We start from the raw sequence: 14,363 nt of genomic DNA on the forward strand, positions 1-14,363 counted from the left end.
AAGCCTCAGGCCGCCTGCGCGGAAGGCAGTCGCGAGACGAGCCGCAGCGATACGGTGAGTCCTTCGAGCTGGTAGTGCGGCTTCAGGAAGAACTTCGAGGTGTAGTAGCCGGGATTGCCTTCGACGTCCTCGACGACGACTTGCGCGGCAGCGAGCGGCTTGCGGGCCTTGGTTTCCTCGCTGGAATTCACCGGATCGCCATCGACATAATTCATGACCCAGTTCGACAGCCAGCTCTCCATCTGCTCGCGCGTGCTGAATGAGCCGATCTTGTCGCGCACGATGCATTTGAGGTAGTGCGCGAAACGGCAGCACGCGAACATGTATGGCAAACGTGCCGACAGATTCGAATTCGCCGTGGCGGCCGGATCGTCGTACTCTTCCGGCTTCGCGACCGATTGCGCGCCGATGAATGCCGCGATGTCCGAATTCTTGCGATGCACGAGCGGCATCAACCCCATCTTGTCGAGTTCGGCCGAGCGCCGATCGGTGATCGCGATCTCGGTCGGGCACTTCATGTCGACGCCACCGTCGTCGCTCGGGAAGGTATGCACCGGCAGACTGTCGACCGCTCCTCCCGACTCGACGCCGCGAATCCGCGTGCACCATCCGTAGTACTTGAACGAACGGTTGATGTTTACCGCCATCGCATACGCGGCGTTCTGCCATGTGTACTTCGATGAATCCGCGCCTTCGGTGTCTTCTTCGAAGTCGAACCCATCGACTGGGTCGGTCTTCGCGCCGTACGGCAGGCGTGCAAGCGTGCGCGGCATCGTCAGCGCGAGATAGCGGGCGTCGTCCATTTCGCGAAGCGAACGCCAGCCCGCGTAGTCCGGCGTCGTGAAGATCATCGACAGATCGCGCGGATTGGCCAGCTCGTTCCAGCCTTCCATGCCGAGCAACGTCGAATCCGCCGCCGAGATGAACGGCGCATGCGCGGCGGCGGCGACCTGCGAAATGCCGCGTAGCAGTTCGACGTCCTGCGGACCGTGATCGAAGTAGTAATCGCCGATGAGGCAGCCATACGGTTCGCCGCCCAGCTGACCATATTCTTCTTCATAGATGCGCTTGAATACAGGGCTCTGGTCCCATGCAACGCCTTTGAAGCGCTTGAGATTTTTTGCGAGTTCCTTCTTCGATATGTTCACCACCCGGATCTTCAGCATCGGATCCGTTTCGGTGTTGGTAACGAGATGGTGCAGCCCTCGCCACGCGCCTTCCAGCTTCTGAAAGTCCGCGTGGTGCATGATCTGGTTCAACTGCTCGCTGAGCTTGCGGTCGATCTCGGCGACATACGCGTTGATGGTTTGCGTCAAGTCATCCGAAACGATGTGCGAATCCTGCAGCACCTGTGCAGCGAGCGTACGCACGGCCGATTCGACTTCCTGCTTCGCGCGCTCGTTCTTCGGCTTGAACTCCCTGTTGAGCAGCGCGGCGAAATCGTCGGTGCCGCTCAATGCACCCTCGACGTCTTGCTCGATCTGATTCTGGCTTTCCATGATCGCGCTCACTCCTGTGCGGGTTCGGTGTCGGCGGCTTTCGGCGCCGCGCCCAGCGATTGCAGCAAGGCGGGATCCTTGATCGCCTGCGCGATCAGCTTCTCCGCGCCCGACTTGCCATCGAGATAAGTGCCGAGGTTGGCGAGCTGCGTGCGCGCCTCGAGCAGCTTCGCGAGCGAGTCGACCTTGCGCGCCACTTCGGCGGGCGAAAAATCGTCCATGCCTTCGAAGGTGATATCGACCGCCAGATTGCCTTCGCCCGTCAGCGTGTTGGGCACGCTGAAGTTCACCCGCGGCTTCATCGACTGCATGCGGCTGTCGAAGTTATCGACGTCCACTTCCACCGCCTTGCGCGCTTCGAGCGGCGGAAGATCGCCGGCATTGGCGCCTGACAGATCCGACATCACACCCATCACGAACGGGATCTGCACTTTTTTCTGCGCGCCGTACAGCTCCACGTCGTACTCGATCTGTACGCGTGGCGCGCGATTGCGCGCGATGAATTTCTGACTGCTCTGTCTCGTTGCCATGCGCTGATTTCCTCTGGTATCCGTAGGGTTTCGTGAATCCGGCGATGCGTCTTACGAGCCTGCACTCGACTTGCCGCGTTGCAGACGCGTCGTCCATGCACCCAGAACAGCGCAGCATCGCGATCTATTCCACGTCTGTCGAAACTGTTGCGTTCATGTTCCAGATCACACTCGCCGCCGTCTGCGCAAATCAGAACAGCCCAGCCGGGCAGATATTCCGTTGTGTCGTGGACTGGATCTTTTCGTGCGTGCGTCACGCAGAGACAGGCTCACCATATGGGACACGCGAAGGCGAGTTTGTGATCATCGAAACCCTGGAATAAACCCGCGAGCCGGCTGTTCTGTTGATACTCGCGCGATATAACGCGCCGTATTCACCGCGCTTCGCCAATTGAAACGCTCAACCAGGCTCATCCGGATGATCTTCGGACTTTTCAAGCGGTCTGTACCGTTCGCCTTGCTGCTGCTTGCACCCTATGCCAATGGGGCGTGGACGCTCGTGCAGGCCGATGCGCCCGTCACCGTCATTCATGAGACGGGGCGTTATCAGGCAGATGTCGGGCAGCGCTTTGCGCTTGACGATATGGTCGAAACGCCGACGAGCGCAGGCGTGCAGATCCAGGACGACGCGGGCAATAGCGTCGCGCTGGGTCATGGCACTCGCGTGATGCTGATGCGCGACGGGCATATCGCGGTGCTCGGGGGCTGGCTGAAGGTGCTGCACGCGTGCGACGCAAACACGGCGAATTGCGCCGCGCCTGTGATCGACACCGCGCGCACGCGATTCACGCCCGCGAACGATACCGTGCTGGTCATCGCGGCAACGGCAACGAACTATCGGAGTGGCAATGAGCGGAACGCCAACGTCCAGGACACCGATGCAGTGTTCTGTGAGAGCGGCGCGGCCAGCATTCTCGGCATCGGCGCTTCGCACGGCAATGTTGCGCCGCTCAAGCTCGATGCGCATCGCTTCGCCATGCATCCCGCGGCGAGCGACACGATTGCCGTGACAGCAGGCCCTGATCCCGCTTTCGTCGCCGCGATGCCCGTTACATTCCGCGACGCGTTGCGTGTGCTGCCGATGCCGGCCCATCCACGCAACGAGCCGCCCGGCAGCATCCGACCGGTCGCTTACGACGACGTATCGGACTGGCTCGACAGCGAACTCGCGGTGCGCAGGGATCCATCGACGCGTTTCTCTTCACGCTTTCGGGCGCGCCTGACCGATCCCGCGTTTCGCCGCGCAGTCGTGCAGCGCATTCGCGATTTGCCGGACTGGCATGCGGTGGTCTTTCCGCCGCCACCGCGTGCCGTGATACGGAGCCCCGCAATCCAGACCGGTTCCGTCTACGGTTCCGTCTACGGTTCCGCTTACCGTTCCGCTTACCCATCCGCTCCGGTTCGCCCATGAAGCTGTCACTCGCCATCAAGTTCAATCTCGTGTTCATCGCGATCTTCGCGATCGGACTGACCGCCATCGGATTCGTCGCGGATCGTGTGTTGCAACAGCAGGCGCTCGACGAAACGCGTCACGATGCGGACGTGCTTCTGAACGCCGCCAGCGCGATGCAGAACTACACGGCGCAACACATCACGCCGCTGCTCGCGACGCAGATCAAATATTCGTTCGTGCCCGAGTCGGTGCCGGCGTACTCGGCCATCGAAATGCTGAACTCGTTGCAGAGCGCGTTTCCGAACTTCTCGTACAAGTCGGCGATGCTCAATCCGACCAACCCGCGCGACCGGCCAAGCGACTGGGAAAGCGAAGTGATCGCTCATCTGCACGACCATCCGGAATTGAAACAGGCCACCGGACAGCGTCATACGCCGGGCGGCGAGCAGTTGCTGTTTCTCGCCCATCCGAGCCGCATTACCGACGCCGCGTGCATGCAATGTCACAGCACGCCGTCCGCGGCGCCGCACACGATGATCGACAAGTACGGGCCGGCCAACGGTTTCGGCTGGACCATGAACGACGTGATCGGCGCAGAGTTCGTGTCGGTGCCGATGTCGGAGTCGATCGCGCGCGGCCGTGCGGTATGGCGCAGCCTGATGGTCTCACTGACCGCTGTATTCGCGGTGGTGCTCGTCGTGCTGAACGCAATGGTGCACTTCCTCGTCACGCGGCGTTTGCAGATGTTGTCGCGCGCCGCGGACGAGGTGAGTCTCGGCAAACTCGGCGACGTCGAACTGCCGGCCGGCGGCAGCGATGAAATAGCGTCGCTCGCGGTGTCGTTCGGACGGATGCGCACGAGCCTCGTCGCAGCGTTCGAGATGATCGAAGAGCGCCAGGCGTAAGCGTGCCGCACACATCGTGGACGACTCCATGACTTCCCGAACCGGCGCGACTCCGCGACAGATCGGCCGCTATCGGGTCGAACGGGTGCTCGGTCGCGGCGCGATGGGCACGGTCTATCTCGCGACCGATCCGCATATCCAGCGCGAGGTGGCGCTAAAAACGATTCGCACCCCGTCACTGAACGACGGACAAGGCACGGCGGAGCCATCCGGTGCGGAGCTGACCGCACGCTTTCTCAACGAAGCGCGCGCTGCCGGCCGTCTCGTGCATCCGCACATCGTCGGCGTGTTCGACTATGGCGAGGCGCAAGGCGTCGCGTTCATCGCGCTCGAATACGTACGCGGCGAGAACCTCGCGCAACGGCTCGCGCAGCACGCCCGCGATGGCAGCATGATGCCGTTGCTCGATGCGCTCACGTGGTTCGCGCAACTGCTCGATGCACTCGCTTATGCGCACGAACTCGGCGTGATCCATCGCGACATCAAGCCCGCCAACCTGCTGATCGCGCCGCGCGGCGAATGCAAGGTGACCGACTTCGGCATCGCACAGCTCGATACAGGACGCCTGACGCAGGCCGGCATGATGATCGGCACGCCAAGCTACATGTCGCCGGAGCAGTATGCAGGCGCGGAGATCGACGCACGCAGCGACCTGTTTTCCGCCGGCGTCGTTCTGTACGAGATGCTGAGCGGGCAATGCCCGTTTAGCGGCGCGCCAGCCGCCGTGATGCATCAGGTGATGAACGAGATGCCGCCGCCCCCATCGACGCATGTCACAAGCCTGCCCGCCGAACTCGATGCCATGGTGCTGAAGGCGCTCGCCAAACGGCCGGACGACCGCTATGCGTCCGCGCAAAGCTGGCGCAACGCCTTGTTGACGCTGCACGACTCGTTCATGGCGCGGCTCGATCCCGACCATACCGTCGTGCGCGCGCAGCCGTTGCGCCAGGCGCTTGCGCCAGCGGCGGGGGCTGCCAGACCAGACTGGCCACCCGAGTTTCTGGCCCAGCTGGAGCAACGGCTCGCCAGCCACGTCGGCCCCATTGCCTCGCTGCTCGTGCGGCGCGCCGCATCGCACGCGGCCGACTCGCAAACACTGGCGGCTCAGCTTGCGCGCCATTTGTCCAACGACGCCGCTCGTCGTGAGTTCGATACGCTGCTCAAGCAGCACGTGATCGCTTCGGGCAATGACTCGAAGCGCAGCACGCTGCCCATCGAATCGACATCCGCGGCGTGCATGCCGCTCGATGCCGAGCACGTCGAGGCCGCTGCGCGGCGGCTCGCATCGCACGTCGGACCGTTCGCACACGTGATCGCCGAGCGGGCCGCGCGTGGCGCGGACGCAGCGACCTTCCGTGCGCGACTGGCCGACGCGCTGCCGGCGTCGGTGGATCGCGAGGCTTTTTTGCGTGCCTTCGACGACCCGCCACCCTGAATCTCCCGGCTCGCGCCGCCGATCGATCGTCAGGCGGCCGCGATCAGGCGATCGATCCGTAACCGCAGCGCTACCGGCAATGCGGGCAAGCTTTGCCGGCCAACGATCTCAGTGTATGGAAACTTCGATGCCATCAGCCATATCACGCGATTCGCAATATCGACGGACTCGTGCATCGCTCGCTCTATGTCGGCCGCGCGCGCGTGAGCCAACGTACGATCGACATAAGCAAGCAGGTCGGCGTCGTCGATCGTCATCGCCCGACTTCGACCCGAGGCGGAGCCGAACGTGCGGCCGGTCCCGCGCCGCTGTCGAAGCGCGCGCCAATGCTTTGCCGCGCGCGCGACAGGCGGCTCATGATCGTGCCGATCGGAACATCGAGCACCTGCGCGGCTTCGGCGTAACTCAATCCTTCGAACGCGACGAGCAGCATCACCACGCGCTGAGCCTCGGGCAAGCGCCCGACGGCGGCGATGATCTCACGGCTCAGCAGCACATCTTCGGGAGAACGCGCGGCAGGATCGGAGACGGCTAGCAATGCGTCATCCCACTCGACACTCGCCCGGCCTCGTACGCTGCGTGCCCGCAATTCGTTGAGCCACGTGGAATGGATGATCGAGAACATCCAGCTGAGCGGCGCCGTGCCGGGCTGCAGTTGATGCGCCCGTTCGAGTCCGCGTACGCACGAACGTTGCAGCAGGTCTTCGGCGTCGTGCTGATTGCCGGACAGGCGCAACGAGAAAGCCCACAATCTGGGCAGCATTCCGGGTAAAAGATCCGACAAACTCTCAACGACAGTGGTGGACATGGTTGAGTGGCCAATTTCGAGTAGAGCCCTTGAACGACGGCTCGACGTGCCGCTTGAGGGTCACGTCGTAACACCGGTCACATCAGGAACAAGGCCAGACAGAATTTCTCTGGACCGGTTGATTGGTCTCTTCGCCGAGCAGAGGTTTGGCGGATCTGACGCCACCTCTTTATCTGGGACCGTTGCATGGAGTTCGTCAACGGCTTGAACGCGGATACTTGCAGAATTGCCAAAGGCAGCGCCGCTCCATTTCGATTTTGTCCTAACGCGTGCGCAGGGCATCTTTATCCAAAAACCACTGTTGCGACCAATCGTTTGTGGCTATGACCTCGATTACGAATCACGGCTCACGGCTCGCCGTTTACTGAATAGAGCGAAACAACGACCAGCGAGGTCATCGTTTCGTTTCACTACGACTCTCCTGTCATACCCCGTCACGCAAAAAACCGGCAGAACTTGACTCCGGACGCCGTCACGCGGAATGGCCCGCACTGCGATCAGATCGCGCCGCGCTCATGTACGCGCATCCCTCGGCTTCGCATCAGGCGCATCGTTAAGCGCGAACAACGCGTCCACGCTCCTGTTCGAGATCCGCTGTGCGATCGACTGGAGATCGGTTGAGTCCGGTTTGCCGATCAGCGCATAGACAAGATCGTTCTGCCGCCACGATACGACGGTCATGCCGTTCAACTGCTGTTGCGCGATCGCCTGGTCCGGCCGCGCGTCCTTCATCACACACAGCGCAACCGGCGCGCCGTGGTCGGGCAGATAGACGATCTGGACCAGCGGCTTGTCGTTGAAGCGCAGGCGCGCGACTGCCTTGAACGACAGCCCCGCCTCCCGCAAATCCGGCACACGCAATGCAATGCCGTCGACGTACCGGATCGCCGTGACGGTCTTCGCCGACGCGCCGAGGTCGGGCGTGATGTCGGCAACGGTATCGCGTGTATAGAGCCGTTGATAGCCCACCGCTGCATGGATCCACGACGTCGCGTCGTTCGACGCGACAATCGCGCCGCCACTGCCGGGCACGCCCAGCCATGCAGGTCCGAGCCGCATCGCGAGGCCCGCGCAAAACGCGCCGGCGACAAATGCCGCGGCAAGCCACAGCCGCGTTTGCGGCTTTCTTGCGGTTATCGGCTGATGGGATGCGTGATTCGATTCGTCGCGCTGTGCGGCGCTCGCCATTGCTTCGATACGGCGCTGCAATTCGCCCGGTAAAGGCGGTAGCTTCTGCGTTGCAAACGCCTCGCGATAAGGGAGCTGCGACGCGCGCAGCAAATCGACGCTCTCCTGCAACTCAGGCGAAACGGCGAGTTCCTTTTCGATCGATGCCGCCTCGGACGGGTCGAGTTCGCCATCGACATACGCGATCAATTTACTGTCGTCGGGTCTCATAGGACGATAGGCTTAAAGGAGGTTGAGCGCGATCAGCATTCGCCTGCAAGGCGCAGGCGGGCACCGCCCGTTCGTCATCAAATTCTATGATAACCGTAGTTGCGCGTTGTTCGCAGGTCGTACGCAGCGCGCGGATGAAGCGTGGATCACTGGCCAGGACTTGCGATTGCCAACCGTTTTCTCAGGCGTCGCTCCCGAAACCTCGCGGTAGAGACGACATTCAATGACCATTCGATCCGGCAACGGCCTCCTCCCGAGTTCGGCGATTGAACGATACGCTATATGTCGACGACCGCGCGGCCAGCAACGGATCGGCGGATGGCGCGATGCCATCGGGCAGGATGGTCGGATTGAACGTGATGTCGCGACAGGGACCATCGATCTGCGCCTGCGCGCGATCGATGACGATCGTGCCCACGTCGACCCGCTCGCGTTGCGGTGAGTCGATCCATTGCCGCGTCGAGTCGTCGATCGGATCGCCGGGCATCGCGACGTTCAGCACCAGATGCCAGCGCAATGGCCCCTTCGCGAGTTGCGTCATCAGAGCGTGCGACAGAAAGTCTGGATCGCTTTGCGCGCGTGCTTCGACAGGACGCCAGGGACTGTCCGGCACCACCTCCCAACGCACGAAACGCTTCGCGCCCTGCGCATCCGTAGTCTGGAACGAACTGATACCGAAATAGGCCGCGTTGTCGAAGCGGGACGATGGCGGGTGCAAGCGGACCCATTCGAGAAACGCGCGGGCCTCAGGATGGCCGTCGAGAAACGCCTGCATTTTTGCGGGGTTCGCCTGACCGGTGTGCGGATCCAGCGCTTCCGCCTGAAGCTGTTCGAATAGCGCCTGCGGCGTGCGCACCGCGAAAATCGGCGTCGAATTCATCGCGAGACGCCATTGCTCGCCGCGCGGCAGCGCGATCAGCAACGCGAAGCTGCGCACCAGGGCTTCGCCGTCGTCTTGTTGCGGATTGCCGCCGGGCCTCGACAGTCGCCCGACGACGGCGTAGCTGCCGCGTTCGAACACGCTTGCGCGCGATACCGACGCGCCGTTGCCGTTGCTGTCGAAGTGTCCGGTGATGCAGATGCCCTTCGCGTGGTTGCGCCGGAAGCCCGGGTGCGGCGTCGTCGTCGCTTCGAATGCATCGACGATCCGCTGCGAAGTCAGGCGCGGCGGGAACCATCCGGCGCACCAGACGAACAGCGCCAGCAGTAACATAGGCGCCGCGAAAACCGCGAGCCAGCGCAGCAACAAGCCATGGCCTCGCTGGTGATCAGCCCGACCGGGCATCGTCATGCGCGTCCGTGCGGCCGATGGTGGTCGACACCTGGCCGTCGTAAAGGCGTTTGCCGAGTGCTTCGAGATCGACGCCGCCGTGCTCGCCGATCAGCGCATAACCGAGTTGGCCGCGCCGCCACGCCACCACGTCCATGCCGCCGACGCGATCGCGCGCGGGCGCCGCGTCGGCCTTCGCTTCTTTCAGCACGCATAACGCGACGGGGCCGCCATGCTCCGGCAGGTAGACGATCTGCACGAGCGGTTTGCCACGAAATCTCAGGCGCTGCACGCGCTTGAACGAGAGCCCTTGACTGCGCAGGTCGGGAATCTGCAACGCCAGATTGTCGTATTGACGAATATTGGCGGCGGTGGCGGCGGTCGCGCGCATGTCGGGTTGCAACGAGGCGACGGTGTCGCGTGTGTAAAGCTGCTGATAGCCGGCGGCCGCAGCGATCCACGGCGACACGCCCGGATCATTCGATGCCGTCGTGATGGCGCCGCCACCGGTCAGTTGCGGCAACAGACGGAACGCAATGCCGCAGGAGAACACGCCCGCGACGAACGCCACCGCCAGCCACGGCAATGATGCGCGCGGCTTCAGCCGATGCACATTGCCACCGGACGGGATCGATGACTCACCGCTGGTCGCGGTATCGATTGCGTCGGCGGCATTGACCGCGCCTTGTGCCGACGCACCCGCCAGATGCTGTCGAATCAGTTCGTCGACTTTGCGGCGCAACGTCTCCGGTACCGGCGGCAAAGCCTGCTGGCTGAACGCTTCAGCGTACGGCAATTGCGAGGCCCGCAGTATCGACAGGCGCGATGCCACGTCGTCCGACTTGCCGATCGCGCTCTCGACATGTGCGCGTTCGTCGGGCGGCAATTCGCCGTCGACGTACGCTAACAGGGTGGTGTCGTCGATCGTCATCACACTTCTCGCTCGCTGCTGGATGAGCGCGCCGCCGTGGCTTCACGATTGCCGAATTGCGCCCCAAGGGTCTGCCGCGCGCGGGACAGGCGGCTCATGATCGTGCCGATCGGCACGTCGAGCGCCTTGGCGGCCTCGGCGTAACTCAGGCCCTCGACGGCCACGAGCAGCATGACGGTCCGTTGTGCCTCGGGCAGACGGTTGACGGCCGCGATGATCTCGCCATTCAGCAGGTTCTCTTCCGGCGTGCGCGCATCGGGATCAGCAACGGTCTGCAGAAAATCGTCGTCCCATTCCATGCTCGAGCGGTTGCGCACGTTGCGCGCTCTCAGCTCGTTGATCCAGGTGGAATGAACGATCGAAAACATCCAGCTTAGAGGAGAAGTACCTGGCTGCAATTGATGGGCGCGTTCGAGTCCGCGGACACAGGCCCGCTGGACGAGATCCTCGGCGTCGTGCTTGTTGCCGCACAGGCGCAGCGAGAACGCCCATAATCGCGGCAGCATTCCCGGCAGTTGACTGGGCAGACTCTCAACCTCTGCTGTTGGCATGATTGACTGGCTAATGGCGGCTTGATGGCGGCCGGGCGTGGCGGCTAACGACTGGCCAATTCCGGCTGGTGTCCCCAAGCCGTATTGTGCAACGTTCGCAAAATGTTTGCTGACGCGCGGCAATCGGCTCGCAAACATCATCCGCGGGCAATGAGCGTCAGATCGGCGAAGCACGCGCGCCGTCTTTGACGGTCGCGTCGGCATTCGACGCGCCTTCCTCCGCTTACTTCGTGATCCATGGTCGCCGGTGTCCTCACCGGCGCCAATGTGTTGTGGAAATTGCCATACCAGCGAGGGTTTTTCTTTTTGCGCGGTCCGATCTATACCGCTGGCATCGGCGATTTTTGCGTGGCGGCCTCGATGCTGGGCTTAAACGACATTTTCTGGCTATCGGCGGTGATCTTTATCGCGATCATTCCGCTGATCTGGCTGACCAAACCGCCAGGCACGGAAGGACCGGGATGGTCGTGGGCCAAGTCAGTCCAGCCAGCCGCGCAGCCGCGCGTGATCGAGAAAGCGGTAGACGTCGGGTGCAAGTTCGGACGTGCCGAAAAGCCGTTCGAGTTCGCCGATGATGTCGTCGAGCTCGTGTTCTCCGTCGCAACGCGCGAGGATCGCGCCGGCGCTAGCGTTGAGCTTCACCATCCCTTCGGGATAGAGCAGCACGTAGGCGTCCTGCGCCACTTCCCACTGCAGGCGGAAGACGCTCCGCAGGCGGGGGCGCAGCGGCACGCCGCTATCCGCGTCACGCGTGTTCATGGGGGCCAGGCCTTTTCGAGCGCATCGAGGATCGACGAGAGAATATCGAGTTTGAACCGCAGGATATCGAGCGCGCGCTGCTGCGCCTCGGGCGTGCCCGGCGAGGCGAGCGCCGCCCGCGGCGCCACTACGGCACTGCGGGCGGTACGCCGCAGCCCGCTCAGCGATTGGCGATATACATCGTGACTTCAAAGCCGAAACGCACCTCGGCGTACGACGGGGTAATCCATTGCATGGCATGTCTCCTTGTTTGCGATGGGACGGAAGAACCGCACTCGATGCGCGGCCGTTCCCTTCAAAGCAAAGGACATGCCGATGTCGCCACGCGAGGCTCGTTTGGCTCGCGCAAGCCTTCGCCTGGGTATGGGCACCGACATCGTCAATTCGCTGACGTAAGCGGGACAAACGCGTCGCCATACGACGCGTTCGGGAGATGGGCAGTGTTGATTTTTGGAGCACCACTGCTGCGGGAGGCAACAACGGTGTGACAGCACGTGGGCGAAACAGAAGTGCTGATGAAAGCGGCGCGGTGGGTTCAGAAGTCGTCCACCTCACGATCCGGCTCGACCGCGGGCATCTTGCGATAGATCGTGTTGCGCGACACGCCGAGCTCGCGCGCGGCCGCCGAAACGTTGCCGCCATGCCGCGCGAGCGCGGCGGCAATCACCGACACGGTCACGTCCTGCAGGCGCGCGCACTCCGGCGCGAACGCATTGCCCGAGCCCGGCGTATCCGCCGCGCCGCTCGACGAAACGCCGCAGCGCAGATCATCGAAGAAGTCATCGGGCAAATGCTCGCGCCGGATCTCGCCGTCCGCGTCGACCATGGCCGCCGCGGTGCGCAGCAGGTTGCCAAGCTGCCTGAAGTTGCCCGGCCATGGACAGCGCTCGAACATCGCCATGACATCGGGTGCGACGTGAAGCGGCCGTCCGCTCGCGCTGGCGATCGATTCGCGCAGCAACATCTTCTGGATCACGAGCGCGAGATCGGTACGGTCGCGCAGCCGCGGCAGACGCACCACGAGGCCATTGAGCCGGTAGTAGAGATCCTCGCGGAAGCGGTTTTGCGCGATCATCTCGCGCAAGTCCCGGTGCGTCGCGCAGATGATCGCGACGTCCACCGCGATGCTCCTCGTCGAGCCGAGCGGGTTGACGACGCGTTCCTGCAGCACGCGCAGCAGCCGCACTTGCAGCGAGTACGGCATGTCGCCGATCTCGTCGAGAAACAACGTGCCGCCGTTTGCCTGCAGCAGCTTGCCGATCGCGCCTTTGCGCCGCGCCCCGGTGAATGCGCCCTCCTCGTAGCCGAACAGTTCGGATTCGATCAGCGTCTCGGGAATCGAAGCACAGTTGACCGCCATGAACGGCCCGGCGCAGCGCGGCGAATCGTTGTGGATCGCCTGCGCGAGCAGTTCCTTGCCCGTGCCGGTCTCCCCATTGATCAGGATCGGAATGTCCTTGCCGATCACTCTCCTGACCTTCGCAACGACCGCGGCGACCTGCGGGTCACCCGTGTCGAGATAGCTCAGACGCGAGAGTCCGGCGGCCGCCTGCGGCGGCTCCTCGCGCGCCACCGCGCGGGCGCCGTCGTGCACGGCGACCGGGCGGCTGCCCTCGGCCAGCGATGCCCGCCTGAACTGCACGCGCGCGCAGACGACCGCGCCGCTGCTCAGGTTGAGCATCAGGTGCGGGTCGAGGCTCACGCGCGCGCGATTGATCAATTGCGCGCTCGTGGTCTGGAACAGCGACGACAGCGTATGCGCGCGCAGCCCGGCGAGCGACATGCCGAGCTGGAACTGGGCGCTCCGGTTGGCCGACAGAAAGCGTCCGTCGCTCGTGAACGCCACGATGCCTTCCATCAGCGTGCCCAGAAACTCCGGACGACTATGGAAGGACACTTGCAGCGTTTCGTGAAAGGTGGTCGTAAAGAGATGATTCTCGATCATCTGCACCGACATTTTGGCGAGCGCCATCGTGTGCTGATGGTAGCTGCGGTAGTCGCCCGTCACGTCGAGCACCCCGATCGCGTCGCCATACGGATCGAGAATCGGCACGCTCGAGCAGGTCAGGAAGCGGTTTGCCGCCAGGTAGTGCTGGTCGCCGTGCACGACCATCGCGCAGCGCTCGGCCAGCGCCGTACCGATCGCGTTGGTGCCCTGGCGGTCCTCGGCCCAGTTCGCGCCGGGCCGCAGCGCGACTTTCTCCGCGCGCGCGAGGAAGTCGTCGTCGCCGATCGAATGCAGGATCAGCCCTTCGGCATTGGTCAGCACGATCATGCTTTGCGTGTCGGCGATCTGCTCGTGCAGCGACTCCATCACCGGCATCGCATGCGCGCACAACACCCGGTTCTGCTCGCGTTTGAGCACGAGACCCGCGTTCGAAAGAACCTCGTATTCCGGCCGCGCCGACGCGCACAGACCAAACGTTTCGGAGCGTTCGTGCGCTTTCCGAATTGCCGGCACGGGAAAGTCATTGGACCGTATGGCAGTCTGAGCCACGGCCCGGTGAACGTCATCGCGCATTGTCTCCCTCCTGGAAAGCCTGGTACCTTGCCAGACTTTTCTCCGTCCTCTCAAGCAAGCTCCGGGCCATCCATTTCAGCGACAGCTTCGCCCGCGATCCTGGCGTCGCCCTCGACCCGAGCGATGCGCGCCGGCGCTGCAACTGTCCTGTTTCTCAACACTCCATCGCCCGGCGTTGTACCGGGACGCAACACATGGAGCGCCCTGCGCGCGATATGTGCCGCCGCACGTTTCAGGCGCGCCGCCCTTTCGGACTCGCCCACAAAAATGGCATGTGACTTGCAGTAACGGCACCGCAACCGGATCGACACGGAACAAAGGGGCGACGCCTCTCCCGGCACTGCATCGACAAACACTCAGGAG

15 protein-coding genes and 1 pseudogene are annotated in these 14,363 nt (G+C 63.3%); 3 read left to right on the forward strand and 13 right to left on the reverse strand.

All coding sequences use genetic code 11. From position 1 onward, the window contains the following. Nucleotides 1-5: 5 nt before the first annotated feature. Both tssC and tssB read right to left on the reverse strand, forming a co-directional pair. The gene (tssC, locus tag OKW30_RS11100) at nt 6-1,499 is read right to left on the reverse strand and encodes a type VI secretion system contractile sheath large subunit (protein WP_184064118.1); all 1,494 of its coding nucleotides are present in this window, start codon (nt 1,497-1,499) and stop codon (nt 6-8) included. An 8-nt stretch (nt 1,500-1,507) separates the two neighbouring features. Next, complete coding sequence (gene tssB / locus OKW30_RS11105; RefSeq protein ID WP_184064122.1) at nt 1,508-2,029, reverse strand: type VI secretion system contractile sheath small subunit; 522 nt, start codon at nt 2,027-2,029, stop codon at nt 1,508-1,510. 418 nt (nt 2,030-2,447) lie between these two features. Here tssB and OKW30_RS11110 point away from each other — a divergent pair, with 418 nt between their 5' ends. Genes OKW30_RS11110 through OKW30_RS11120 form a run of 3 tightly spaced genes read left to right on the forward strand, consistent with a single transcriptional unit; the run spans nt 2,448 to nt 5,762 of the window. Further along, on the forward strand, nt 2,448-3,440 hold the full coding sequence (locus tag OKW30_RS11110) for a hypothetical protein (RefSeq protein WP_429346708.1): 993 nt from the start codon (nt 2,448-2,450) through the stop codon (nt 3,438-3,440). Next, the gene (locus OKW30_RS11115) at nt 3,437-4,327 is read left to right on the forward strand and encodes a c-type heme family protein (RefSeq protein ID WP_184064128.1); all 891 of its coding nucleotides are present in this window, start codon (nt 3,437-3,439) and stop codon (nt 4,325-4,327) included. Before OKW30_RS11110 ends, OKW30_RS11115 begins: the two co-directional genes overlap by 4 nt. 28 nt (nt 4,328-4,355) lie before the next feature. Next, entirely contained in the window at nt 4,356-5,762 is a 1,407-nt protein-coding gene (locus OKW30_RS11120; RefSeq protein ID WP_429346709.1) for a serine/threonine-protein kinase, read from the forward strand. Between the two features lie 29 nt (nt 5,763-5,791). On the opposite strand, the gene OKW30_RS11125 is transcribed toward OKW30_RS11120, so the two are convergent. The 11 genes and pseudogenes from OKW30_RS11125 to OKW30_RS11175 all read right to left on the reverse strand — a co-directional run bounded on the left by OKW30_RS11125 (nt 5,792) and on the right by OKW30_RS11175 (nt 14,000). Further along, on the reverse strand, nt 5,792-6,019 hold the full coding sequence (locus OKW30_RS11125; protein ID WP_184064133.1) for a hypothetical protein: 228 nt from the start codon (nt 6,017-6,019) through the stop codon (nt 5,792-5,794). Continuing rightward, on the reverse strand, nt 6,016-6,570 hold the full coding sequence (locus OKW30_RS11130) for an RNA polymerase sigma factor (protein WP_184064137.1): 555 nt from the start codon (nt 6,568-6,570) through the stop codon (nt 6,016-6,018). The genes OKW30_RS11125 and OKW30_RS11130 overlap by 4 nt, the downstream gene beginning before the upstream one ends. A gap of 513 nt (nt 6,571-7,083) precedes the next feature. Continuing rightward, entirely contained in the window at nt 7,084-7,968 is an 885-nt protein-coding gene (locus tag OKW30_RS11135; RefSeq protein ID WP_429346710.1) for an anti-sigma factor family protein, read from the reverse strand. A gap of 220 nt (nt 7,969-8,188) precedes the next feature. After that, nucleotides 8,189-9,253 carry a catalase family peroxidase gene (locus tag OKW30_RS11140; RefSeq protein ID WP_187618854.1) on the reverse strand — a complete coding sequence of 355 codons (1,065 nt, stop codon included), beginning with the start codon at nt 9,251-9,253 and terminating at the stop codon, nt 8,189-8,191. Then, nucleotides 9,237-10,169 (reverse strand): anti-sigma factor, encoded by a 933-nt coding sequence (locus tag OKW30_RS11145; RefSeq protein ID WP_429346711.1) that lies wholly within the window; start codon nt 10,167-10,169, stop codon nt 9,237-9,239. The genes OKW30_RS11140 and OKW30_RS11145 overlap by 17 nt, the downstream gene beginning before the upstream one ends. Then, entirely contained in the window at nt 10,169-10,720 is a 552-nt protein-coding gene (locus tag OKW30_RS11150) for an RNA polymerase sigma factor (RefSeq protein WP_429346712.1), read from the reverse strand. The genes OKW30_RS11145 and OKW30_RS11150 overlap by 1 nt, the downstream gene beginning before the upstream one ends. Before the next feature lie 320 nt (nt 10,721-11,040). Beyond that, nucleotides 11,041-11,196 carry a hypothetical protein gene (locus tag OKW30_RS11155; RefSeq protein ID WP_429346713.1) on the reverse strand — a complete coding sequence of 52 codons (156 nt, stop codon included), beginning with the start codon at nt 11,194-11,196 and terminating at the stop codon, nt 11,041-11,043. A 1-nt stretch (nt 11,197) separates the two neighbouring features. Continuing rightward, nucleotides 11,198-11,479, reverse strand: coding sequence for a pyrroloquinoline quinone biosynthesis peptide chaperone PqqD (gene pqqD, locus OKW30_RS11160; RefSeq protein WP_429346714.1), 282 nt, complete (start codon nt 11,477-11,479; stop codon nt 11,198-11,200). Further along, a pseudogene (locus OKW30_RS11165) lies at nt 11,476-11,574 on the reverse strand (pyrroloquinoline-quinone synthase PqqC); the annotation flags it as partial. The gene pqqD and the pseudogene OKW30_RS11165, both read right to left, overlap by 4 nt. Nucleotides 11,575-11,639: 65 nt before the next feature. Next, nucleotides 11,640-11,714: a pyrroloquinoline quinone precursor peptide PqqA gene (gene pqqA, locus OKW30_RS11170; protein ID WP_090805708.1), complete on the reverse strand. Its 75-nt coding sequence runs from the start codon at nt 11,712-11,714 to the stop codon at nt 11,640-11,642. Nucleotides 11,715-12,014: 300 nt separating this feature from the next. Then, nucleotides 12,015-14,000 (reverse strand): sigma-54-dependent Fis family transcriptional regulator, encoded by a 1,986-nt coding sequence (locus OKW30_RS11175; protein ID WP_429346715.1) that lies wholly within the window; start codon nt 13,998-14,000, stop codon nt 12,015-12,017. Between the last annotated feature and the right edge of the window lie 363 nt (nt 14,001-14,363).

Origin of the sequence: Paraburkholderia sp. Clong3 (genome assembly GCF_050436485.1) — a bacterium.
In the GTDB taxonomy this organism is placed as follows: Bacteria; Pseudomonadota; Gammaproteobacteria; order Burkholderiales; family Burkholderiaceae; genus Paraburkholderia; species Paraburkholderia tuberum.